Genomic DNA, 22,621 nt, shown 5'->3' on the forward strand with positions numbered 1-22,621 from the left:
CATTTTCCTCCGTTTGATCTTACTCGGACTGCTCTTCTCCGAACCAACAGATATTGCGAGCAGCCATAATGAGCTCACCTGCCTTCTCGGCAGTCAGCCCTTCAATATCAGCAAGGTCATCGATACCTTGCTCAGCCAAATCTTCCAGGGTGCCCACGCCACGGCCCGCCAGAGCGTAAGCCAGTTCGCGGCTCAGACCGTTCAGATTGAGCAGCTCTTCGGACGGCTCAACGCCATCGAAAGACTCTTCTTTGGCCAGAGCCTTGGTAGTCAGGGCATCTTTGGCGCGCTTGCGCAGCTCTTCGACCATGTCTTCATCCAGACCGTCGATAGCCAGCAGCTCGTTGACCGGTACAAAGGCGATCTCTTCCAGGGTAGAGAAGCCCTCGTCCATCAGCAGACCGGCGAAATCGTCGTCGATGTCCAGGGTGCTGGTGAACAGGTTCATGATGCGGTCGTTTTCAGCCTGGTGCTTGGCACGCATGTCCTCAACGGTCATCACGTTCAGCTCCCAACCGGTCAGCTGGGAGGCCAGACGCACGTTCTGACCATTGCGACCGATGGCCTGAGCCAGGTTGGCAGCTTCCACGGCGATATCCATGGTGTGGTTGTCTTCATCAACGATGATGGAAGCCACATCGGCAGGTGCCATGGCATTGATCACGTACTGGGCCGGGTTGTCATCGTACAGCACGATGTCTGCACGCTCACCGCTCAGCTCGGCGGAGACAGCTTGCACACGGGCACCACGCATACCGATACAGGCACCGATCGGGTCGATACGACGATCGTTGGTCTTCACCGCGATCTTGGCGCGGGAACCCGGATCACGGGCAGCGCCCATGATTTCAATCATCTCTTCACCGATCTCCGGTACTTCGATACGGAACAGCTCTTTCAGGAAGTCCGGGCTGGAACGGCTGACAAACAGCTGGGAACCGCGGGCTTCCGGACGCACGGCATACAGCAGGCCACGGACACGATCGCCCGGGCGGAAGGTTTCACGCGGCAGCATGTCATCACGGAAGATCACGGCTTCAGCATTGCTGCCCAGATCCAGGATGACGTTGTCGCGGTTGCTCTTCTTGACTACACCACTGATGATGGTGCCTTCTTTATCTTTAAACTGATCAACTACTTGTGAACGCTCGGCTTCGCGCACTTTCTGCACAATAACCTGCTTGGCGGTCTGGGTAGTGATACGGTCGAAGGTCACAGAGTCGATCTGGTCTTCAACATACTCACCGATCTGGATATCGGGCTGATCAATCTGTGCCGCTTCCAGGGTGATTTCAGCATAGGGGTTCTCCATCGCGGCTTGATCCGCAATGACTACCCAGCGGCGATAAGTGTCGTAGTCACCGGTCTTGCGATCGATTTCGACCCGAACTTCAATCTCGCCTTCATATTTCTTCTTGGTCGCAGTCGCCAGCGCGGTTTCCAGAGCCTGGAAGATCTTCTCGCGGGGTACCGCTTTCTCGTTGGATACTGCGTCAACGACCAGCAAAATCTCTTTATTCATATCCGATAGCCTCGTTAACCAAAGTTCGGCACTATGTTCGCTTTTTGGATATTGGTGAAAGCCAACACGTCGTCCTTACCATCTACTGTCAGGGTGATCATGTCGCCTTGCACAGCTTTGATTACGCCTTTGAACTTGCGGCGGTTGTTTGTTGCCATCCGAAGCGTTACCGCCGCCTCTTGGCCAACGTATTTTTCGAAATGGGCAACCTTGAACAGGGGACGATCCAGGCCTGGGGAGGACACCTCGAGGTAGTACTCCTCGGTGATGGGATCTTCGACGTCCATGATGGCGCCAACCTGATGGCTGACTTCAGCACAGTTCTCGACAGTCACACCCTGCTCGCCGTCGATATAGACACGCAAGGTGGAGTGTTTACCCGCACGGATAAACTCAATACCCCAAAGTTCAAAACCCAAGGCAACGACCGGAGCCTCGAGCAGATCGGTCAAACGTTGTTCCAACGTAGCCAAAGTCACCCTCCGAAAAACAAAAAAAGGGCATAAAGCCCAGATAGATATCGATTCAGAGTAAATTGCACATAACAAAAAGCCCCGATGTCAAATCGGGGCTTGGCGCTTTACCCTGATTGTCGCCTCGCAGCGACCGCCTTCCTGAGCGTAGGAAATGCGTGAAATTTGGTTGCGGGGGCCGGATTTGAACCGACGACCTTCGGGTTATGAGCCCGACGAGCTACCATGCTGCTCCACCCCGCGTCCGAAATCGTGCGAGATTATAGCCACTTCACTCTCTCGATACAAGACTGACTGGCTATAATACACTCGGTTTCCCGAGCTCACTGCTTAATTGGTGCCGTGGGCGGGACTCGAACCCGCACACCCTAGAGCACTACCCCCTCAAGATAGCGTGTCTACCAATTCCACCACCACGGCAAAACTCTTACTCGGGAACGTCAGTATCTTTCTTCACTGGCGCTTTGGTCTGCTCAACCTGTTGGGTTTGTTGCAGATTTTCCCACTCACTACCCTGCTTTACCTTGTTGCTGGACATAGATCCAAGCACCAGGCTGATAACGAAAAACAGAGTAGCCAAAATTGCTGTTGTTCGGGTCAGGAAACTGCCTGAACCACCGGATCCGAATACTGTGTTCGATGCCCCTGCGCCGAAGGAGGCGCCCATATCAGCCCCTTTACCTTGCTGAATCATCACCAGACCAATCAGAGCCAGTGAAACCAGCAGATAAACGACTAAAAGAATCTCGTACATTTAACTTGCACCCTTTGCCGCTTCAACAATTCCTAAAAACGCATCGCTATCGAGGCTTGCTCCGCCAATCAGTCCGCCATCAATGTCGGGCTGTGCAAACAAATCTCTCGCGTTGCTCGGCGTTACGCTCCCACCATAGATGATTCTAACTTTCTCACCTATTACCGGAGTATCCTCCGCCAAGCGACCACGTATAAAGGAATGAACCTCTTGTGCCTGCTCGGGTGTGGCGCATTTACCTGTACCTACAGCCCAAATCGGCTCGTAGGCGATGATAGCATTATCGAAAGCCATCGCGCCATTTTTCTCTATGACGATATCCAGCTCTTCAGCGATCACCTCGAAGGCTCTTCTCGCCTGCCTCGCCGCACCTGATTCACCTAAACAGAGGATGGGAATCAAGCCTGCCGTTCTGGCTGCCGCAAACTTCTCTGCGACGATAAAACTGGTCTCACCAAAGAGACGCCTGCGCTCGGAGTGCCCTACCAATACGTAACGACACCCTGCCTCAACCAGCATCTGACACGAGATTTCTCCGGTGTAAGCGCCAGTAGCGTGCTGACTCACATTCTGAGCCCCCAACTTTATTACCTTCTGCTCATTGAGCAGTGAAGCGCTAAAGTCGAGATGCACATGGGAAGGACAGAGAACCACATCTACTTTTCCGTCAACGCCGTTCAGGCACTGACTCGTAAACTGCTCTAACTGCGACCTACTACCGTGCAACTTCCAGTTTGCTGCTACAAACGGCTTGCGATGTCCCATCGGCAACTCCCTTGCGAAAGCGGGGCTGATAATATCCAGTGGATGCTCAGCTGACAAGTGCTATTTTTAAATTTTTGAATCGTTTGAACAAGATACAACCAGGATGGCTAAAAAGCCGCCCTGGGTGTTCATTAAAACGCCGACTCAACCTGCTTGGCGATGCGCTGAGCCATGTCACGCACCTGCTGTTCATGCTCCCCTTCGACCATGACCCGGATCAGCGGTTCGGTACCTGATTTACGCAACAGTACGCGACCACGACCAGCCAGCTCCTGTTCCACCTTGGCAACCTCAGCCATGACAGCATCAGCGGCCAGCGGATCCTTGCCTTCGGCAAAACGAACATTCACCAGCACTTGCGGGAACTTGCTCATGCCGGAGCGCAGCTTGGCCAGCGGCATCTCGGCACTGCGCATGGCGGTAAGCACCTGCAAGGCGGCTACGATGCCATCACCCGTAGTGGTCTGATCCAGACAGATTATGTGGCCGGAGTTCTCGCCACCGATACGCCAGCCCTTCTCTTCCATCATCTCCAGCACATAGCGGTCACCCACTTTGGCACGGGCAAACGGAATGCCCAGGGTTTGCAGCGCCAGCTCCAGACCCATGTTGGCCATCAGGGTGCCGACGACACCGCCTTTGAGGCGACCATTGCGCAGGGCATCGCGCGCGATGATATAGAGCACTTCATCACCGTCGATGAGATAGCCGGTATGGTCAACCATGATCAGACGATCACCATCACCATCAAAGGCAACCCCCAGATCGGCCTTGCACTCCAGCACCTTGGCCACCAGAGCGTCAGGTGCAGTCGAACCGACACCATCGTTGATGTTGAGACCATCCGGGGCACAGCCCATGGTGATCACTTCGGCACCCAGTTCGCGGAAAACCGACGGCGCAATGTGGTAAGTGGCGCCGTGGCCACAGTCGACCACCATTTTCACCCCATCCAGATTCATGTGGGAGGGGAAGGTGCTCTTGCAGAATTCGATATAGCGACCGGCGGCATCATCAATGCGCACCGCTTTGCCAAGTTCGGCCGACTCGACACACTTGAGCTCGTGATCCAGCTCGGCTTCGATAGCCAGCTCGACATCATCAGGCAGCTTGGTGCCATCGGCGGAGAAGAACTTGATGCCGTTGTCATAGAAGGGGTTGTGGGAAGCGCTGATGACGATGCCAGCTTCGGCACGGAAAGTGCGAGTCAGGTAGGCAACCGCCGGCGTGGGCATGGGACCCATCAGAATGGCCTTGAGGCCTGCCGCAGAGAGCCCCGCTTCCAGCGCGGATTCCAGCATGTAACCGGAGATGCGGGTATCTTTTCCAATCAGCACCTTTTTGGTGCCCTTCTTGGAGAGCACCTTGCCGGCAGCCCAACCCAATTTCATTACAAAATCAGGAGTGATCGGGTATTCGCCAACCTTGCCACGCACACCATCGGTACCGAAATACTTTCTTGCCATTGTCTGTTCTCTTTATTATCTGGAAATAAAATCTTGTCCCGTCATTGCCAGCCAACCGACGCGCAATGCGTCGATGGTCTCCCTTACATCGTGTACCCTGATGATGCGAGCCCCATGCTGCATACCGATAAGGGCGCATGCCAGACTGCCCGCCAGACGCTCATCCACCGGACGGCCCAGCAAGTTGCCTATCATAGACTTTCGCGACATCCCCACCAATAGCGGCAAGCCATAATCAAGCAACTCCTGTTGAGCCGCCAACAGCTGATAGTTGTGTGCAAGGGTCTTGCCAAAGCCATATCCCGGATCCAGCAACAGCTCTTCACGACGGATCCCGACCGCCAGGCAAGCCGCAATACGCTCATCAAAGAAGGCGCGTACCTCCCCGATCAGGTCGTCATAGTGCGGCTCGACCTGCATGGTTCGCGGCTGACCTTGCATGTGCATCAGGCAGACAGGAACAGCAGCTTCGGCCGCGGCTTGCAGTGCTCCAGGTTCTTGCAGTGCCCGCACATCGTTGATCAGATGGGCACCCGCCTTGCAACCCTCCCGCATCACAGCAGCTTTGGAGGTATCGAGGGAGATCATCACATCCAGCTCACGGGCCATCTGCTCTACGACAGGAATGACCCTGTCCAGCTCCTCCTGCTCGCTCACATCGGGCGCACCAGGGCGGGTTGACTCGCCACCGATGTCGATGAGGGTCGCACCGTCAGAGACCATCTGGCGCGCATGGGCCATTGCCCGTTCAAACTGGTTGAAATTACCGCCATCGGAGAAGGAGTCGGGCGTCACATTGAGGATCCCCATCACATGGGGACGATCGAGGGAGAGGCTGAGCCCCTTGCTGGTTAACTGCATTTTCACATCCATCTGATAAAGAAAAACCCCGGGCAAGCCCGGGGTTTGGATAGTCACGATTATTTGGCCGGAGCGTCGTTGGCTTTGTCGATAGTGACATCCGCCACCGGTGCAGCCTCATCGGCAGGCTTGGCCTCGGCAGCCACGGTGGAACCGCCTTGCGGGGTATCACCGTGCTCGTCATGCCAGTTGCTCGGAGCACGCACCTCGCGACGCGCCATCAGATCATCGATCTGTTTGGCGTCGATGGTCTCGTACTTCATCAGCGCATCTTTCATGCTGTGCAACACGTCCATGTTATCCAGCAGGATCTGCTTGGAACGGGCGTAGTTGCGGTCGATGACCTGCTTGACCTCGGCATCGATGACACGCGCGGTATCGTCGGACATGTGCTTGGCCTTGGCCATGCTGCGACCGAGGAACACCTCACCATCTTCTTCCGCGTAGAGCATTGGGCCGAGACGCTCGGACATACCCCACTGGGTCACCATCTTGCGGGCGATGTCGGTGGCACGCTCGATATCGTTGGATGCACCAGTCGATACCTTCTCGGCACCGTAGATCAGCTCTTCTGCCAGACGACCGCCATAGAGACTGGAGATCATCGACTCCAGATGCTGCTTGGAGTGGCTCCAGCGATCCTGCTCCGGCAGATACATGGTCACACCCAGCGCACGACCACGCGGAATGATGGAGACCTTGTAAACCGGGTCATGATCCGGAACCAGACGACCAATGATGGCGTGACCGGCTTCGTGATACGCCGTCATCTCCTTCTCGGACTCTTTCATCACCATGGAGCGACGTTCCGCACCCATCATGATCTTGTCCTTGGCCTTCTCGAACTCGGCCATGGAGACCACTCGGCGGCTCTCACGGGCAGAGAAGAGGGCAGCTTCGTTGACCAGGTTCGCCAAATCCGCACCGGAGAAACCGGGGGTACCACGGGCAATCAGTGCCGGATTGACGTCATCCGCCAACGGAACTTTGCGCATGTGCACTTTCAGGATCTGCTCGCGACCACGGACATCCGGCAGACCGACCACCACCTGACGGTCGAAACGGCCCGGACGCAGCAGTGCCGGATCCAGTACGTCAGGACGGTTAGTGGCAGCAATGACGATGATGCCTTCGTTGCCTTCAAAACCATCCATCTCGACCAGCATCTGGTTAAGGGTCTGCTCACGTTCATCGTGACCACCGCCCAGACCGGCGCCACGCTGGCGACCGACCGCATCAATTTCATCGATGAAGATGATGCAGGGGGAGGATTTCTTGGCCTGTTCGAACATATCACGCACCCGAGAGGCACCGACACCGACGAACATCTCCACGAAATCGGAACCTGAGATGGTGAAGAACGGCACCTTGGCCTCGCCCGCAATAGCCTTGGCCAGCAAGGTCTTACCGGTACCGGGAGGACCAACCAGCAGCACACCGGTCGGGATCTTGCCACCCAGTTTCTGGAATTTGCTCGGGTCGCGCAGATAGTCGACCAGCTCCTTCACCTCTTCCTTGGCTTCATCACAACCTGCAACGTCAGCAAAGGTAGTCTTGATCTGATCTTCGCTCATCAGGCGAGCCTTGCTCTTGCCGAACGACATGGCACCTTTGCCACCGCCACCCTGCATCTGACGCATGAAGAAGACCCAGACACCGATCAGCAGCAGCATCGGGAACCAGGAGATGAAGATAGAGGTCAACAGAGACGGCTCTTCCGGCTTCTCACCCATCACTTTGACATTGTGATTGAGCATGTCGTTGAGCAGCTGGGGATCCGGCGCCGGGATGATGGTGGTGAATCGTTCACCAGTACGCTTGACGCCATTAATGACCTTACCGTCCATCCGCACTTCACGGATCTGCTCTTGGGTCACCTCTTTAACGAAGCTGGAATAGTCCAGCTGGCGACTGGTGGTATCGCTGGGGCTGAAGCTATTGAACACCGACATCAAAACGACGGCGATGACCAGCCACAGGATTAAGTTTTTCGCCATGTCACTCAAATCAGTAACCTCGCAGACTGACAGTTAACGATGAAGGTTAGGGTACTACAGTTTAAAACCGGTAGCCACAATGTAGACTTCCCGTGATCTGGCGCGGGATGAGTCTGGTTTACGAATTTTGACAGCGGAGAAAAGTTTACGAATTTCATTGAGATAGGCATCAAAGCCCTCTCCCTGAAACACCTTCACTACGAAACTGCCGTCACTACGCAATACCTGATTGCACATGTCCAGTGCCAGCTCGACCAGATACATGGCGCGAGCCTGATCCACCTGCTGGGTACCGCTCATGTTGGGCGCCATATCAGACATCACGACATCGACCTTGTCGGGACCCACTCGCTCCAGCAAGGCGCCGAGTACAGTTTCCTCCCGAAAGTCCCCTTGCAGGAAATCGACACCAGCAATCGGATCCATCGGCAAAATGTCACATGCGATGACGCGACCCGAATCACCAACCTGTTCAACCGCAAACTGGGACCAACCACCGGGGGCAGCTCCCAAATCCACTACGGTCATGCCATGTTTCAGCAAGCGATCCTTGCCCTGGATCTCGTCAATCTTGAAAACAGCACGAGAACGCAGGCCCATTTTCTGGGCTTTTTTGACGTATTGATCGTCGAAATGTTCTTTTAACCAGCGAGTTGAACTGGGGGAACGTTTTTTCTGGGTCATGATAATCGACTTTAAAAAACCACAAGGGTTATTAGTATTAAGGGCTAAGTGGGGGTAGAATACGCCCCTTTCAACCCTGACTTATGAAGAAATTGCGATGATTCTCAACAATAAACAGAAACAGTACCTCAAGGGCCTTGCCCATAGCCTCAAGCCTGTCGTCCTGCTGGGTCAGCATGGTCTGACCGAAGGTGTACTGGCCGAGATCGATCTGGCACTGAACCATCACGAGCTGATCAAGGTTAAGGTTGCCTCTGAAGATCGCGAAATGAAACAACTGGTTATGGATGCTATCGTCCGTGAAACCGGTTCAATCAAGGTGCAAAGCATGGGCCATGTGCTGACCATTTATCGTCAAGCCAACGAACCCAAAATCCAACTGCCCCGCAAGTAAAAGGAAAGAGCATCGCTCTTTCCTTATTCCACTTCTTCCCGAGTCGCTTGCCAAAGTAGTCGCAAAGCCCTTAACCTGCGATGAATACTTCCGGACACGCATTATGGCTCACCATCCTATTCTGACCGACGATGAGCTGGCCATGCTGCGGGACTTGGGGAGCAATCAGGACACCCATGTTCTGAGTGGTCACCTCGATGCCCCCATGCTTGGCTTGCTGCAAAAAGCCGAACACCTTGTACTCGAAGCCCGCTTCGCTGGCCATCAGCTGCGTTTTCCCCTGAGCTTTACCCAAGGGGAAGATGGCTTCGTCGAGCCCCGCTTATCTGCACCGGTCATCAGGGAGCTGGGGTTTGCCCAACCGCGCGCCTGGCGTCTCACCCAAAAAGCCAAGCTATGCAGCGAACTGGGCCTGTTTCAGGTACTCAGCCTCTCCCTCAACGGCCTCATCGTGGAAAATTTGCCAATCGACATGGTGGCCGATACCCCTATCAACGGCGAGCTCTGCATCGAGCAAGAGGACCCTCTTCCACTGCAGGGACGACTGGTAAGGCGCATCAAAGCCAATGCCGACCATGCCACCTGGGCACTGAGCTTTCAGATAAGCGAAAACAACATCGAACGGCTGCGCCACTGGTTGTTTCAGCGCCATCAGGACGCCTTTACCGAGGCGTATCTGTCCTGATTTTTATCAATAATCACATAGATAAATACAAACAGGGGAGCGCAAGCCCCCCTGTTTCATTGTCTGTAGCATTCGCTTAGATATAAGCGACTTCCAGCACTTCGTATTCCACATCGCCAGCAGGGGTCTTGACGATTGCAATATCGTCCACTTCCTTGCCAATCAGGGCGCGGGCAATGGGGGAGTTGACAGAGATGAGGTTCTGTTTGATATCAGCCTCATCATCACCCACGATTCGGTAGACCACCTCTTCCTCTGTCTCGCTCTTGAGCAGAGTCACCGTCGCGCCAAAAATCACGCGACCGTTGTTGGTCATCTTGGTGACATCGATCACCTGCGCATTGGAGAGCTTGGCTTCAATCTCCTGAATGCGGCCTTCACAGAACCCCTGCTGCTCGCGAGCGGCATGGTATTCGGCGTTTTCCTTCAGATCACCGTGCTCGCGGGCATCGGCAATCGCTTCGATAATCTGGGGACGAAGCTCGGTCTTGAGATAATCGAGCTCTTCGCGCAGCTTCTCAGCGCCGCGAACAGTCATCGGAGTATGATTCATAGTCGAAACCTGGGTTGCTTGAAAATAGAAACTGCGGCCATCTGCAAGGAGGCCGCAGCAATCGGTTCGGATGAGGCATCTTAATATGAAGCCAACACAAAATCCACGTCAGCCCCCTGATGCAGATCCCACTTGCGTCATCGACATTCCCCTCGCTTACTTCCCTTCCGGTACGGAAATGGGGGCCGAAACGGTCGGTTTGCCCTGCATGATGGCGATCTCCACCCGCCGGTTCATCCGACGATTTTCCGGGGTGGTATTGGGCACCAATGGCTGGGAATCCGCCATCCCCTGCACCACCAGTCGACCCTGATCAAAACCGGGGACCTTCAGCATCTGGTGCGCCACCGCCACCGCCCGTTGCGACGACAACTCCCAGTTGGATTGGAACAGCTCATCTTCGGTCGCCACGTTGTCGGTGTGACCGGAGATGGTGATTTCACCCGGCACATCCTTGAGCAGGGTCGCTACCTTGCGAATGACCGGCCAGAACTGGGGCTGCAGAAATGCCGAACCCGCCGGGAACGACGCTTTTTCCCTGATCCGGATGATGATCTGCTGGCCCAGCGCCTCAATTTCGATGGCACCGTCCTGGATCTGATCTTTCATCTGCTCGGCGAGGGCTTTGGCCAGGGTATTGGACTGTTCTTGCGCCTTCTTCGCATCCTGCGCGGTATCGCCCCCCGTCTGTTTGCCATCACTCTTGTCCTGACCACCTGCCTGATCCGACTCGCCGGGCAGAAACTCCAGTTCGGTCTGGGTCAGGTCGATGGTCTGCTGCATCACGGTATCAATCGGCGTGGGTTCCGGGCGACCGGGCCTGAACTCCTGGGCAATCACCGAGGTTCCCTTGGGAATATCTTTCACCTCAAGGATGTTCTGTACCCCGAATGCCTTGTCCATGGAACCGGCTATCTGCTTGAACTTCTGCACATCCATCTCGGCAAAGGAGAGCAACAGCACGAAGAAGCACATCAGCAGCGACATCAGGTCGGCAAAGGTTCCCATGTAACCAGGGAGACCTGGTGGTGGGCACTTGCAATCAGACATAGCGCCCCCTATTCGGTGCCAGTATTACGTTTGGACTGGTTCAGATAGTTTTGCAGCATGGACTGGATCACCCGCGGGTTCTGGCCATCCTGAATCCCCATAATGGCATCAAGGATCAGGGTACGACTGAGCTTCTCCTCCCCGCTGCGCAGCTCCAGCTTGTCGGCAATCGGGATCGCCAACATATTGGCCTCTATCGCACCGTACAGGGTGGTAAGCAAGGCCACCGCCATCGCCGGCCCGATCGACTTGGGGTCACTCATGTTGGCCAACATGGCCACCAGACCCACCAACGTACCTATCATCCCCATGGCAGGGCCCAGATCCCCAAGGGTACGGAAGACCTTGATGGCAATGACATGGCGCTCGGCTGTCAGGTCGATATCCTTTTCCATCACGGCACGCACCACTTCGGCATCGTGACCATCCACCAGCATATCGATCCCTTTTTTCATAAATGCATTGGGGATCTCTGCGGCCTCCAGCGCAAGAAAGCCCCCTTTGCGAGCCGCGTCAGCCAGTTCAACGGCTTTGGTAATCAGGTCTTCAAGCTTGTCGCCCTTGTACATAAAGGCTTTACCCGCCACCTTGAATGCCATCAGGAACTGGCCAAGGTTGAACTTCATCATGGCGATGAAGATTGAGCCCAATACAGTGATGTAGACCGATGGCATATCAACATACATGCTCATGGGGCCACCCAGCAGCATGCCGTACACCACCACCCCGAAACCCAGCACTATCCCTATCAGACTGCCTAGATCCACGTCCCTACTCCTGTCACCGGTTCTTATGCCTAATTATAGTTTGTTGAATTTTCTGCTATTGCGACCCTAGCGGCAAGCATACATCCACTGAGAATGATGGCTCATTATCGGCCAGTTTAGCGAGAGTTTGAGGGGGCGATGCTTTTCTGCCTCCCCCCTGTGGACGGTCGATGTTAATATAAGCCGTTTTTTTCAATCCCCGAGGATGGACATGGCCAGTAAAAAAATCGACCGCCTGAGTTTTGATGCCACTCTGGAAGAGCTGGAAACCATCGTTCATCAGCTGGAACAAGGTTCCCTACCCCTGGAAGAGGCTCTCAAGCAGTTCGAGCAGGGCGTTCATCTGGTTCGGGCCGGTCAGCAGAAGCTGGAGCTGGCCGAACAGAAGATCCAGATCCTGCTCAGTCAAGCCGATGGCAGTGATCAGCTCGCCCCCTTCCAGCCAGAACAAGGAGAGGAGTGAGTGGCGCTGGACCATTTTTCCCGTCTGCATCGTCAGCGTATTGACGACTGTCTGTCAGCACAACTTGAATCCTTGCCCGCCATGGCGCCACGCCTGCGCGATGCCATGAGTTATGGCCTGCTGCTGGGCGGCAAGCGGGTTCGCCCGTTTCTGGTCTACGCGGTCGGCGAGATGCTGGGCGTCAAGAGCGAACTGCTGGATGGCCCCGCGGCTGCCGTGGAGTGCATCCACGCCTACTCCCTGCTGCACGATGACCTGCCCGCCATGGATAACGACGACCTGCGTCGTGGTCAGCCAACCGTTCACAAGGCGTTTGACGAAGGAACCGCCATTCTGGCCGGTGATGCGCTGCAGACCCTGGCGTTCTCCATTCTCGCCGATCACCCCATGCCTGACTCCTTGATGGCCAACCGGGTGCGGATGCTGAGTACCCTCGCCCGCGCCTCCGGCTATCTGGGTATGTGTGGCGGCCAGGCGCTGGACCTGCAGGCCGAAGGGCGCCAGATCTCGCTCGCCGAACTGGAGCAGGTCCACCGCCACAAGACCGGTGCGCTGATTGAATGCGCCGTGGCGCTCGGCGCCCTGTGCAAAGCCGATGTCGATGACGCCACGCTGGCTGCACTGCAAACCTATGCCGCCGCGATTGGCCTCGCCTTTCAGGTGCAGGATGACATCCTCGACATCACAGGTGATACCGCCACCCTGGGCAAGCCACAAGGTTCTGACCTGGCGCTGGAGAAAAGTACCTATCCGGCCCTGCTCGGACTCGAAAATGCCCGTGAGCTGGCTCGCGAACTGCATGGGAAAGCCTTAACAGCCCTGCAATCCTTGCCCTACAATACCGACATTCTGGAAGCGTTTGCCGATTACATCATCGAGCGAACCCACTAAACGCTGGATAACAGTAACAATATGAGCGTTGATATTAGCAATTTCCCCAACCTGGCCCTCGCGGACACTCCGGTCGAGCTGCGTTCCTTGCCCAAAGATCGGCTGCCGGTGCTGTGCAACGAGCTGCGCGAATATCTGCTGCGCTCTGTCAGCCGCTCCAGCGGACACTTTGCCTCCGGTCTCGGCACGGTCGAACTGACCGTGGCCCTGCACTACGTCTACAACACCCCGTTCGATCGGCTGATCTGGGACGTGGGCCATCAGGCCTATCCCCACAAGATCCTGACCGGGCGCCGTGACCAGATCCACACCATCCGGCAAAAGGATGGTCTGCACCCCTTCCCCTGGCGTGGCGAGAGCGAGTACGACGTGCTCTCCGTCGGCCACTCCAGCACCTCCATCGGTGCCGCACTCGGTATGGCGGTTGCCGCCGAGAGTGAAGGGCTGGGTCGCAAGGTGGTGGCGGTGATCGGTGACGGTGCCATTACCGCAGGGATGGCCTTTGAAGCGCTCAACCACGCCGGCGATGTCCACAAGGACATGCTGGTGATCCTCAACGACAACGAGATGTCCATCTCAGAGAATGTCGGGGCGCTCAACAACCATCTGGCCCGGGTCATGTCAGGCAAGCTCTACACCACCATCCGCGAAGGCGGCAAGAAGGTGCTGGCGGGGCTGCCGCCGGTCAAGGAGCTGGCCAAGCGGGCCGAAGAGCACCTCAAGGGGATGGTGGTGCCCGGCACCCTGTTCGAGGAGTTCGGCTTCAACTATATCGGCCCCATCGACGGTCACGATATCGAGGCACTGGTCGAGACCCTGCGCAACATGCGCAACCTCAAGGGTCCGCAACTGCTGCACGTCAAAACCAAGAAGGGCAAGGGTTACGAGCCGGCGGAGAAAGACCCCATCGGTTATCACGCTGTGCCCAAGTTCAATCCTGACGATTGCTCCTTACCCAAGGCAAGCGGTGCCAAACCCACCTTCTCCGCCATCTTTGGCCAATGGCTGTGCGACATGGCCGCCAAAGACGAAAAGCTGGTCGGCATCACCCCCGCCATGCGCGAAGGCTCGGGGCTGGTGAAATTCAGCCAGCAGTATCCGGATCGCTACTTCGATGTGGCCATTGCCGAGCAGCATGCGGTCACTTTCGCCGCGGGTCTCGCCATCGCCGACAAGAAGCCGGTGGTGGCCATCTATTCGAGCTTCCTGCAGCGTGCCTACGATCAGGTGATCCACGACGTGGCGCTGCAAGATCTGCCGGTGCTGTTCGCCATCGACCGGGCCGGTCTGGTGGGCGCCGATGGCCCGACCCATCAGGGGGCGTTCGACATCAGCTTCCTGCGCACCGTGCCCAACATGGTGGTGATGACGCCATCTGACGAGAACGAGTGCCGCCAGATGCTCTATACCGGCTATCTCCATCAGGGCCCTGCCGCAGTGCGCTATCCGCGCGGCAGCAGCCTGAGCGACGCCCCCATCTCGTCAGAAATGCAGGCACTGGAGCTCGGCAAGGGACGTATCCTGCGAGAGGGCAAGGACACTGCCATTCTGGCGTTTGGCACCTTGCTGCACCACGCGAAAGCGGCCGCCGAAGCACTGGATGCCACTCTGGTGGACATGCGCTTTGTCAAACCGATGGATGAGGCGCTGGTGCTGTCGCTGGCGGCCAGCCACGATCACTTCGTCACCATCGAAGACAACGCCATCATGGGCGGCGCCGGTTCGGCGGTGAACGAACTGCTGATGCGCAGCAAGCAGTGCAAGCCGGTGCTCAACCTTGGCTTGCCGGATCGCTTCGTCGAACAGGGCACCCAGCAGGAGATCTATGCCCTGCTCGGTCTGGACGATGCAGGCATCCAGCGCAGCATCGAAAGCTGGCTGCAAGCCTGACCTGCTGCTAGTTAAAGAACATACAAGAAGGGCGCCTGATGGCGCCCTTCTTGTATCTTCACTTCTGACCGGAGTTAACCCTTGTAAATCTTCGGGTTAAATACATCCCGCAACCAGTCGCCCAGCAGGTTGATGACCAGCACCAGCACCACCAGACAGATACCCGGGAAGGCGGTGATCCACCAGGAGCCGGAGAAGATGTAGTTGAAGCCGACGCTGATAAGCGAACCGAGCGAGGGCTGATCGACCGGCATTCCCAGACCGAGGAAGGAGAGTGCCGCCTCGCTCATGATGGCGTTGGCCACCTGCACGGTGGAGATGACCAGAATGGGCGACAAACAGTTGGGCAGAATGTGGCGGAACATGATGCGCGGGGCGCGGAACCCCATCACCTTGGCCGCTTCCACATACTCCTTCTTCTTCTCCGCCAGCACAGAGGCGCGCACAGTACGGGCATACTGCGGCCACTCGGCGATCCCGATGATCACCACCAGCATCATGATGGCGAACTTCGAGTAGAACTCGGAGCCAAAGGTTGCCTGAAAGATAGCGGAGATGATGATCGCCACCATCATGGTGGAGAACGACAGCTGCACGTCGGCAAAACGCATCAGCAGGTTGTCGATACGACCACCGAAGTAACCGGCAATCAGACCGATGACGATACCAAGCACCAGCTGCAGCGCCACCGCAAACAGGCCGATGGTGAGGGAGATACGGGCACCATAGAGAATGGTGCTCCAGATATCCCGCCCCTGGTTGTCGGTACCGAGCCAGAAACGCTCCTCGCCGCCTTCGAGCCAGGAGGGAGGCAACTCGGCATCCATCAGATCAAAACTGGTCTGGTCATAGACGTTGTGCGGGGCGAGCCAGGGCGCCAGCAGCGCCGCCAGAACAAATACCACGAACACCGCAAAGCTGAACATGGCTACCTTGTCCCGCAGGAAGTAGTAGACGATGTCAGAGTTCTTGAAACGTGCCCAACGGCTTGGGCTTGCAGTTACAGCATTAGTCATGCGCTTACCCCTTGGCAGTCAGGTTAACGGTCGGGTTGATCAACCCGTAGAGCAGGTCGACCAGGGTATTGGTCACCACGAAGATCAGTCCCACGAAGATGACGTAGGCGGTGATGAGGGGCGTATCGACCCGGTGGATCGCCTCAAGGAACAGGAAGCCGGTGCCCGGCCACTGGAACACGCTCTCGGTCAGAATGGTGTAGGCCACCATGGTGCCGATCTGCACCCCGCCGACGGTAATAACCGGCAGCATGGTGTTCTTCAGAGCGTGCTGATAGTAGACCTTGTTGTTGTCCAGCCCCTTGGCACGGGCGAACTTGACGTATTCAGAGGAGAGCTGCTCCAGCATCTCGGAGCGCACCAGCCGGATAAACAGCGGCAACATGATGGAGGAGAGGGACACCGCCGGCAGGATCAGGTGCAGGATGCCATCCCAAGTGAAGAAACCCGACTCCCAGCCCAGCAGGTTACGGGTCTCGCCGCGGCCATAGGCCGGCAGCCAGCCCAGCTGGATGGAGAAGAGGTACATCAGCATGATGGCGGTCAAAAATACCGGGATCGAGATGCCGATACTGCTCCCCGCCATGATGATCTTGGTGGGAATGCTGTGCGGGCGGATCGCCGAATAAACACCAAGTGGAATGGAGACCACCACGATGATGAGCGCGGCAGCAAACACCAGCTCAAGGGTAGCCACCAACTTGTCGAGGATCACCTCGAGAGCAGGTCGCTTGAAGAAATAGGAGGTGCCCAAATCCCCATGCACCGCATTTTTCAAAAAGCGGCTGTATTTGATGAGGAAGGGATCGTTAAGGCCCATCTTCTCGCGCAACTCGTGACGCTGGGCTTCAGAGACGGATTGTCCCACCAGCTCGCGCAACGGGTCACCCAGGTTATCCTGGATGGAGAAGGCGACCAGGCTGATGACGAACATCACTATCACGGCCTGATAGAACCGTTTCAGCAGGAATGTAAACATGCTTGTCCTTCTACGTGGCCTGTGTCGTGGCACAGGCTTCTGTTAGTGGGCGGAGTGGCCAGCTGACCACCCCGCCCCGTCCTTCCTTGCGACGTTCTCTTACTTGCTGACCACCAGGTCACCCAGGTAAGGGAAGTTCATCACGTTGACCACTGGCTTGATGTCGACGTTCTTCTTGGCGCCATAGGCCAGATCTTCCCAGTGCAACGGCACGTAGGCAGCATCTTCGATCAGCATGGCTTCGACCTTTTTCAGCATCTCGGCACGCTTGGCCGGATCGGTCTCGGCGTTGGCATCCATCACCAGCTTGTCAGCTTCGGCGTTGGCGTAACCGGCGCAGTTGTACTGACCCATACCGGTCTTGGCGTCCTTGGTGAAGGTCAGGAACTCGAAGAAGTTCGCGGTATCTTCGGTGTCGGAGTGCCAGCCGATCAGCTGCATGTCTGCGGCGCACTTGTCAAACTCGGGCCAGTACTGGGCCACCGGCATGGTCTTCAGATCCACCTTGATGTTGATCTTGGCCAGCATGGCGGAGACAGCCTGGGCAATCTTGACGTCGTTGACGTAGCGGGCAGCCGGGGAGATGAAGGTCATCTTGAAGCCTTTCTCGTAACCGGCCTCCTTCATCAGCTCCTTGGCCTTGGCCAGATCATACTGGGGCACCAGCGCCTCGTTGTGACCGGCATAGCCTTTCGGGCTCAGCTGACCAGCAGGGGTACCGAAGCCCTTGTTGATCTTCTCGACGATACCCACCTGGTTGATGGCGTAGTTGATGGCCTGACGTACACGCTTGTCTTTCAGCGCCGGGTTGGTGTTCTGGTTCAGCTCGATGATGATGGCGCGGGTACCGGACAGGGTAACCAGCTGGGAGTCCTTGCCATTCTTCACACGCTCCAGATCGTTCGGCGCAACCGGATAGATCATGTCCACGTCGCCACCCAACAGGGCTGCAACACGGGTCGCATCTTCCTTGATCGGCACCACGGTCAGGTTCTCGACGTTACCCTTGGAAGCTTTATCCCAGTAGTTGGCGTTGCGGGCATAATCCAGCTTCACACCCTGCTCGCGGAACTTGACGGTGAACGGGCCAGTACCGGAGACGTGGGTAGAGGCATAGGAGTCGCCGTTTTTGACGATCTCGGCCTTGTCTTTGCCCGCTTCGGTCTTGCCGGTGTAGAACTTGGAGTCCATCGGGAAGATGTAGGTGACGGTCTGCAGCACCAGCGGGAACGGCTTGGCGGTAATCAGATCGACGGTGTAGTCATCGACTTTCTTCACTTCGCTGATGGGATCGAAGATCGCCTTGAAGTCGACGGAGGATTTCAGGCGGTTGACGGTCCACACCACGTCGTCAGCGGTGAAGTCATTACCGGAGTGGAACTTGACCCCTTTGCGCAGGTGGAAGCGGACGGTCTTGTCATCGACACGCTCGAACTTCTCGGCCAGACGGGGCTCGAACTGCAGGTCCTGGGTGTAACGCATCAGGGGATCGAATACCAGGTGCGACATCTCCAGGGTCTGACCGGAGAGCTGCTCCTGCGGATCCAGCGAAGTGGCGTCAGAAGCGACACCCACCTTGATATCAGCGGCTGAGACACTGAAGGCGAAACCGGCGGCAAACAGCGCCAGGGCAATCTTGGACAATCCTTTCTTCATCTTGTTCTCCATGCTTTTGGCTTTCTTATGACACTTTTTTTGACAAGCAGACCGGCGCACCGGCGCTCTCCTAGCTTGCGATTTCCAGCCCCTCGCGGGACATTCCCTTGAACTCCGGCATGAGGGAGATCAGCTTGCGGCTGTACTCATGCTCGGCATTGGTAAAGAGTTTCTCGGTCTCGGCCACTTCCACCAGATGACCGTGCTGCATCACCCCGATGCGGTCGCACATCTGGCGGATCACCGGCAGATCGTGGCTGATAAACAACATGGTGAGCTTGAGCTCCTGCTGCAGATCCTTGAGCAGGTTGAGGATCTGGGCCTGCACCGACACATCCAGCGCCGAGGTGGGCTCGTCGCAGATGAGGAAGCGGGGCCGGGTCGCCAGGGCGCGGGCAATGGAGATGCGCTGACGCTGGCCGCCGGAGAATTCGTGGGGATACTTGACCCCGGCACCGCGGCCAAGACCGACGTGATCCAGCAGATCGCCGACGATCCCCTCGATCTGGCTCTCGCTGCTCGCCAGCTGATGGAAGCGGATCGGCTCGGCAATGATGTCGCGTACCTTCATCCGCGGGTTCATCGAGGAATAGGGGTTCTGGAACACCATCTGCATCTGGCGACGCAACGGGCGACGCTCGCGCTCGCTCTTGAGAGCGGTCAGATCGATCCCCTCGAAGAAAATCTTGCCGGTATCAGGCGGATAGAGACCGGTGATGGCGCGGGCAATGGTCGATTTGCCGGAGCCGGACTCCCCCACCAGACCGAAGGTCTCCCCTTCGAAGATCTCGAAGCTGATGTTGTTGCAGGCACGTACATACTGGCGGCGGCTCGGGAAGATGGAGTCCTTGGTGACGAACTTCAGATCGACGTTCTCCACCCGCAGCAGCGCCCCTTCATAGGCACGCTCGTCCTGACTCTGGCCGAGCCAGTGGGTCTTGAGGTCGATATTGGTATCCGGCGCACTGGCATCCTCGATATAGGAGACCAGCGGGAAACGCACCAGCTTCACATCGGAGCGGGGTACCGCCGAGATGAGGCTGCGGGTATAGGGGTGATTGGGGCTGCCCAGCACCTGTTCGGTCAGGCCGAACTCCACCAGATCGCCGCGATACATCACAGCCACCTTGTCGGTAACGTTGGAGACCACGCCCATGTCATGGGTCACCAGCATGCAGCCCACCTGACGCTCTTTGCAGAGGGCGCGGATAAGCTGGAGGATCTGATCCTGAATGGAGACGTCGAGCGCCGTGGTCGGTTCATCGGCGATGATCAGCTCCGGATCGCAGGAGAGCGCAATGGCGATAACCACCCGCTGACGCATACCACCGGAAAACTGGTGCGGATACTGTTTGATGCGCAGCTCCGGCTGCGGAATACCCACCGCCCCCATCAGCTCCAGCGCCTTGGCAAAAGCAGCTTCACGAGAGAGGTCGGTATTGGCCAGAATGGTCTCCACCAGCTGATGCTCAACGGTGAACAGCGGGTTGAGGGAGGTCATGGGGTCCTGGAAGATGAACCCGATACGGGAGCCACGGATGGCCCGCATCTCGTTCTGGCTCTTGCCGGAGATGAGCTCGCCATTGAGATAGATATCACCGCGGGCGATGCGACCCGGCGGGCTCAGGAGATCGATAACGGCGTTGCCGATGGTGGACTTGCCGGCGCCGGATTCACCGACCACCCCGACAATCTCACCCTTTTCGATAGAGAAAGAGAGATCCTTCACCGCGGCCAGCACCCCGTAGCGGGAGGGATACTCGATCCGCAAGTTCTTTACTTCGAGCAAGGACATGTTTACCTCTGCGGGGGACATCCGTCCCAAATAATTCATCCGTAAATCAGCCGCAGATGCCGGTTGTTACCTTGGGCAATATTTGCTCAATCCATGAGGCAGCGAAACCAGCGATCCGGGCGGGTTTTTTGCATTTTTTTGGAATAACCCGCGAGTAACTTAGACGGTTTGACCACGGGTGTAAATGATTGAGTTATACAATTCCGCAATGTTTTGTGCAGATAACCACCAATTCGGCAGAGTTAAATGATGATTTTCATCACACAAATGGCCGGTGCGTCCGCACATCTATTGGTATCATTACTTTAATTTCAACAACAACGCAACAAGCAGCATTTATCACTATTTCCAAAACAATCACCAGCCCCGAATGAGTAGTGAATATTTATGTGAAATGGATGATAAACGGCAGCATATGCCGATGAATGAAAATTAAGCAGATATAAATCGGGGGATGTCAGAACGGTCATCCCCCAGAAGGTGGCTCTCAACCGAGCCAGAATGCCAGTAATTGCATACAAAACAGGGCGAACAGGCCGGCGATAAGATCGTCCAGCATGATGCCCAGGCCACCGTGGATCCGGCGATCAAACCAGGAGATGGGCCAGGGCTTGAGCACGTCAAACAACCGGAACAGCGCAAAGCCCGCCACCACCCACTCCCAGCCGGCAGGCGCGGCGATCATGGTAACGCCAAAACCGATCACCTCGTCCCAGACGATGGCGCCATGATCCGGCATACCGATGGCATCGGTGGCGCTCTGGCAGATACGGATCCCCACGACAAAACCCACCGCCAGCAAGGCGATAAACCAATAGGTCGGCAGCCCGCTCACCAGCAGGTAGAGCGGAATGGCCGCCAGGGTGCCCATGGTGCCCGGCGCCTTGGGGCTGAGACCGGAACCAAACCCCACCGCCAAAAAATGAAGCGGATTTTTCAGATCCAGTCGTGTCAGCTCGGGCTTTATCCTGAACAAACTCATGCGAAGTGATCCCACCCTTTCAGTTGCAGCTCGACCGCCTGGTCGCCACGCTGGTAGTCGATGCCCGGCTCGCCCGCCACGATGCGGCCGATACGGCTGAACTTGACCCCGCTGTGGGCCAGCGCCGTATCGAGCGCGCCGCGGTGCTCCTCCGGTACGGTAAAGCAGAGCTCGTAGTCATCGCCACCGGCCAGCGCCAGTTGCCACGCCTCCTGCTCGCTCACCGCATCCTGCAGCACCGGCGAGAGCGGAAGCAGATCGAGATCGATCTGGGCCCGCACGCCGGAGGCCTTGAGGATATGGCCGAGATCCGATGCCAGCCCGTCGGAGAGATCCAGCGCACTGCCCGCCAGTCCGCGCAGGGCCTGACCGGCCAGAATACGGGGATGGGGGTGGTCGAGCCGTGGCAGCACCGCAGCCAGCTGGTTCTCGTTGAGGGTGCGTTTGCCCAGCAGGTGGGAGAGCGCCAGCGCGGCATCTCCCAGAGTGCCGGTCACATAGATGCCGTCACCGGCTTTGGCACCGCTGCGCATCAGGGCTCGTCCGGCAGGCACCGATCCCTTCACCGAGATGGTGATGGAGAGCGGCCCGCGGGTCATGTCTCCGCCCACCAGCGCCACATTGTAGTACTCGGCCAGCTCCAGAAACCCTTCGGCAAACCCGGCAACCCAACCTTCGTTGATGGCGGGCAGGGTCAGCGCCAGCGACACCCAGCGCGGCTCGGCCCCCATAGCGGCGAGATCGGAGAGATTGACCGCCAGCGCCTTGTAGCCGAGATCCACCGGATCCATGTCGGGAAAGAAGTGTACGCCGCTCACCAGAGTGTCGGTGCTCACCGCCAGTTGGGTATCGGGGGGCAGGGTCAGTAGGGCACAGTCATCTCCAGGGCCCATCACCACGTCCTTGCGGGCGTGGGGGACCTTGAAGTACTTATCAATCAGCTCAAATTCACCCATACAGTAAAAAGCCAGCAATAAG

General features: G+C 57.0%; 22 protein-coding genes and 2 tRNA genes. 5 read left to right on the top strand and 19 right to left on the bottom strand.

The features are described from left to right. Positions 1-19: 19 nt before the first annotated feature. The 10 genes from nusA to rlmE form a co-directional block, all read right to left on the bottom strand. A complete protein-coding gene (nusA, locus tag VF684_RS00785; RefSeq protein ID WP_257725709.1) occupies positions 20-1,522 on the bottom strand; it encodes a transcription termination factor NusA in 1,503 nt (500 codons plus the stop codon). A 14-nt stretch (positions 1,523-1,536) separates the two neighbouring features. Next, positions 1,537-1,995 (bottom strand): ribosome maturation factor RimP, encoded by a 459-nt coding sequence (rimP, locus tag VF684_RS00790; protein WP_005338809.1) that lies wholly within the window; start codon positions 1,993-1,995, stop codon positions 1,537-1,539. 166 nt (positions 1,996-2,161) lie between these two features. Further along, positions 2,162-2,238 (bottom strand) — tRNA-Met (locus VF684_RS00795). A 92-nt stretch (positions 2,239-2,330) separates the two neighbouring features. Continuing rightward, positions 2,331-2,415 (bottom strand) — tRNA-Leu (locus tag VF684_RS00800). Between the two features lie 7 nt (positions 2,416-2,422). Continuing rightward, on the bottom strand, positions 2,423-2,749 hold the full coding sequence (gene secG, locus VF684_RS00805) for a preprotein translocase subunit SecG (protein ID WP_005338811.1): 327 nt from the start codon (positions 2,747-2,749) through the stop codon (positions 2,423-2,425). Further along, on the bottom strand, positions 2,750-3,514 hold the full coding sequence (tpiA, locus tag VF684_RS00810; protein ID WP_201911529.1) for a triose-phosphate isomerase: 765 nt from the start codon (positions 3,512-3,514) through the stop codon (positions 2,750-2,752). Positions 3,515-3,645: 131 nt separating this feature from the next. Next, positions 3,646-4,980: a phosphoglucosamine mutase gene (gene glmM, locus VF684_RS00815; protein WP_005338823.1), complete on the bottom strand. Its 1,335-nt coding sequence runs from the start codon at positions 4,978-4,980 to the stop codon at positions 3,646-3,648. A 15-nt stretch (positions 4,981-4,995) separates the two neighbouring features. Next, positions 4,996-5,841: a dihydropteroate synthase gene (gene folP, locus VF684_RS00820; RefSeq protein WP_107682539.1), complete on the bottom strand. Its 846-nt coding sequence runs from the start codon at positions 5,839-5,841 to the stop codon at positions 4,996-4,998. A 59-nt stretch (positions 5,842-5,900) separates the two neighbouring features. After that, positions 5,901-7,847, bottom strand: a complete 1,947-nt coding sequence (gene ftsH, locus VF684_RS00825; RefSeq protein ID WP_005343537.1) for an ATP-dependent zinc metalloprotease FtsH — start codon at positions 7,845-7,847, stop codon at positions 5,901-5,903. Between the two features lie 45 nt (positions 7,848-7,892). Continuing rightward, positions 7,893-8,522, bottom strand: coding sequence for a 23S rRNA (uridine(2552)-2'-O)-methyltransferase RlmE (gene rlmE / locus VF684_RS00830; protein ID WP_005338828.1), 630 nt, complete (start codon positions 8,520-8,522; stop codon positions 7,893-7,895). Positions 8,523-8,619: 97 nt separating this feature from the next. Between rlmE and yhbY the strand changes: the two genes are divergently transcribed. Together yhbY and VF684_RS00840 are read left to right on the top strand one after the other, a co-directional pair. Further along, a complete protein-coding gene (gene yhbY, locus VF684_RS00835) occupies positions 8,620-8,916 on the top strand; it encodes a ribosome assembly RNA-binding protein YhbY (protein WP_005338829.1) in 297 nt (98 codons plus the stop codon). Positions 8,917-9,019: 103 nt separating this feature from the next. Then, on the top strand, positions 9,020-9,601 hold the full coding sequence (locus tag VF684_RS00840) for a PilZ domain-containing protein (RefSeq protein ID WP_440173458.1): 582 nt from the start codon (positions 9,020-9,022) through the stop codon (positions 9,599-9,601). 76 nt (positions 9,602-9,677) lie between these two features. Here the strand turns inward: VF684_RS00840 and greA are convergent, their stop codons facing one another. The 3 genes from greA to pomA form a co-directional block, all read right to left on the bottom strand. After that, positions 9,678-10,154, bottom strand: a complete 477-nt coding sequence (gene greA, locus VF684_RS00845) for a transcription elongation factor GreA (protein ID WP_279489661.1) — start codon at positions 10,152-10,154, stop codon at positions 9,678-9,680. Between the two features lie 156 nt (positions 10,155-10,310). Next, a complete protein-coding gene (locus VF684_RS00850; RefSeq protein ID WP_005349528.1) occupies positions 10,311-11,204 on the bottom strand; it encodes a flagellar motor protein MotB in 894 nt (297 codons plus the stop codon). Between the two features lie 8 nt (positions 11,205-11,212). Then, on the bottom strand, positions 11,213-11,971 hold the full coding sequence (gene pomA / locus VF684_RS00855; protein WP_005349525.1) for a flagellar motor protein PomA: 759 nt from the start codon (positions 11,969-11,971) through the stop codon (positions 11,213-11,215). A 211-nt stretch (positions 11,972-12,182) separates the two neighbouring features. Between pomA and xseB the strand changes: the two genes are divergently transcribed. Genes xseB through dxs form a run of 3 tightly spaced genes read left to right on the top strand, consistent with a single transcriptional unit; the run spans position 12,183 to position 15,215 of the window. Beyond that, positions 12,183-12,434, top strand: a complete 252-nt coding sequence (gene xseB / locus VF684_RS00860; RefSeq protein ID WP_005338838.1) for an exodeoxyribonuclease VII small subunit — start codon at positions 12,183-12,185, stop codon at positions 12,432-12,434. Next, entirely contained in the window at positions 12,435-13,325 is an 891-nt protein-coding gene (ispA, locus tag VF684_RS00865) for a (2E,6E)-farnesyl diphosphate synthase (RefSeq protein ID WP_005349523.1), read from the top strand. It abuts the gene before it with no gap. Positions 13,326-13,346: 21 nt separating this feature from the next. Beyond that, on the top strand, positions 13,347-15,215 hold the full coding sequence (gene dxs / locus VF684_RS00870) for a 1-deoxy-D-xylulose-5-phosphate synthase (RefSeq protein WP_376898923.1): 1,869 nt from the start codon (positions 13,347-13,349) through the stop codon (positions 15,213-15,215). A 74-nt stretch (positions 15,216-15,289) separates the two neighbouring features. Here dxs and VF684_RS00875 read toward each other — a convergent pair whose 3' ends face one another. The 6 genes from VF684_RS00875 to thiL form a co-directional block, all read right to left on the bottom strand. Continuing rightward, positions 15,290-16,231: an ABC transporter permease gene (locus VF684_RS00875; protein ID WP_019445927.1), complete on the bottom strand. Its 942-nt coding sequence runs from the start codon at positions 16,229-16,231 to the stop codon at positions 15,290-15,292. A 4-nt stretch (positions 16,232-16,235) separates the two neighbouring features. After that, on the bottom strand, positions 16,236-17,210 hold the full coding sequence (locus VF684_RS00880; RefSeq protein ID WP_376898925.1) for an ABC transporter permease: 975 nt from the start codon (positions 17,208-17,210) through the stop codon (positions 16,236-16,238). Positions 17,211-17,309: 99 nt separating this feature from the next. Beyond that, on the bottom strand, positions 17,310-18,866 hold the full coding sequence (locus VF684_RS00885; protein ID WP_042054176.1) for an ABC transporter substrate-binding protein: 1,557 nt from the start codon (positions 18,864-18,866) through the stop codon (positions 17,310-17,312). A gap of 70 nt (positions 18,867-18,936) precedes the next feature. Further along, complete coding sequence (locus VF684_RS00890) at positions 18,937-20,661, bottom strand: dipeptide ABC transporter ATP-binding protein (protein ID WP_005358467.1); 1,725 nt, start codon at positions 20,659-20,661, stop codon at positions 18,937-18,939. Positions 20,662-21,148: 487 nt separating this feature from the next. Beyond that, on the bottom strand, positions 21,149-21,643 hold the full coding sequence (locus VF684_RS00895; RefSeq protein ID WP_021230380.1) for a phosphatidylglycerophosphatase A family protein: 495 nt from the start codon (positions 21,641-21,643) through the stop codon (positions 21,149-21,151). Then, complete coding sequence (gene thiL / locus VF684_RS00900; protein ID WP_100654855.1) at positions 21,640-22,599, bottom strand: thiamine-phosphate kinase; 960 nt, start codon at positions 22,597-22,599, stop codon at positions 21,640-21,642. Before thiL ends, VF684_RS00895 begins: the two co-directional genes overlap by 4 nt. Between the last annotated feature and the right edge of the window lie 22 nt (positions 22,600-22,621).

It is taken from the genome of Aeromonas sp. Lyrl_2, from assembly GCF_051948815.1.
Taxonomy (GTDB): domain Bacteria; phylum Pseudomonadota; class Gammaproteobacteria; order Enterobacterales; family Aeromonadaceae; genus Aeromonas; species Aeromonas veronii.

What these genes read in the sequence shown, in the direction of transcription:
- nusA (WP_257725709.1), bottom strand. Translation starts at nt 1,522, where the DNA reads ATGAATAAAGAGATTTTGCTGGTCGTTGACGCAGTATCCAACGAGAAA.
- secG (WP_005338811.1), bottom strand. Translation starts at nt 2,749, where the DNA reads ATGTACGAGATTCTTTTAGTCGTTTATCTGCTGGTTTCACTGGCTCTG.
- tpiA (WP_201911529.1), bottom strand. Translation starts at nt 3,514, where the DNA reads ATGGGACATCGCAAGCCGTTTGTAGCAGCAAACTGGAAGTTGCACGGT.
- glmM (WP_005338823.1), bottom strand. Translation starts at nt 4,980, where the DNA reads ATGGCAAGAAAGTATTTCGGTACCGATGGTGTGCGTGGCAAGGTTGGC.
- folP (WP_107682539.1), bottom strand. Translation starts at nt 5,841, where the DNA reads ATGCAGTTAACCAGCAAGGGGCTCAGCCTCTCCCTCGATCGTCCCCAT.
- rlmE (WP_005338828.1), bottom strand. Translation starts at nt 8,522, where the DNA reads ATGACCCAGAAAAAACGTTCCCCCAGTTCAACTCGCTGGTTAAAAGAA.
- yhbY (WP_005338829.1), top strand. Translation starts at nt 8,620, where the DNA reads ATGATTCTCAACAATAAACAGAAACAGTACCTCAAGGGCCTTGCCCAT.
- VF684_RS00840 (WP_440173458.1), top strand. Translation starts at nt 9,020, where the DNA reads ATGGCTCACCATCCTATTCTGACCGACGATGAGCTGGCCATGCTGCGG.
- greA (WP_279489661.1), bottom strand. Translation starts at nt 10,154, where the DNA reads ATGAATCATACTCCGATGACTGTTCGCGGCGCTGAGAAGCTGCGCGAA.
- VF684_RS00850 (WP_005349528.1), bottom strand. Translation starts at nt 11,204, where the DNA reads ATGTCTGATTGCAAGTGCCCACCACCAGGTCTCCCTGGTTACATGGGA.
- xseB (WP_005338838.1), top strand. Translation starts at nt 12,183, where the DNA reads ATGGCCAGTAAAAAAATCGACCGCCTGAGTTTTGATGCCACTCTGGAA.
- dxs (WP_376898923.1), top strand. Translation starts at nt 13,347, where the DNA reads ATGAGCGTTGATATTAGCAATTTCCCCAACCTGGCCCTCGCGGACACT.
- VF684_RS00875 (WP_019445927.1), bottom strand. Translation starts at nt 16,231, where the DNA reads ATGACTAATGCTGTAACTGCAAGCCCAAGCCGTTGGGCACGTTTCAAG.
- VF684_RS00880 (WP_376898925.1), bottom strand. Translation starts at nt 17,210, where the DNA reads ATGTTTACATTCCTGCTGAAACGGTTCTATCAGGCCGTGATAGTGATG.
- VF684_RS00885 (WP_042054176.1), bottom strand. Translation starts at nt 18,866, where the DNA reads ATGAAGAAAGGATTGTCCAAGATTGCCCTGGCGCTGTTTGCCGCCGGT.
- VF684_RS00890 (WP_005358467.1), bottom strand. Translation starts at nt 20,661, where the DNA reads ATGTCCTTGCTCGAAGTAAAGAACTTGCGGATCGAGTATCCCTCCCGC.
- VF684_RS00895 (WP_021230380.1), bottom strand. Translation starts at nt 21,643, where the DNA reads ATGAGTTTGTTCAGGATAAAGCCCGAGCTGACACGACTGGATCTGAAA.
- thiL (WP_100654855.1), bottom strand. Translation starts at nt 22,599, where the DNA reads ATGGGTGAATTTGAGCTGATTGATAAGTACTTCAAGGTCCCCCACGCC.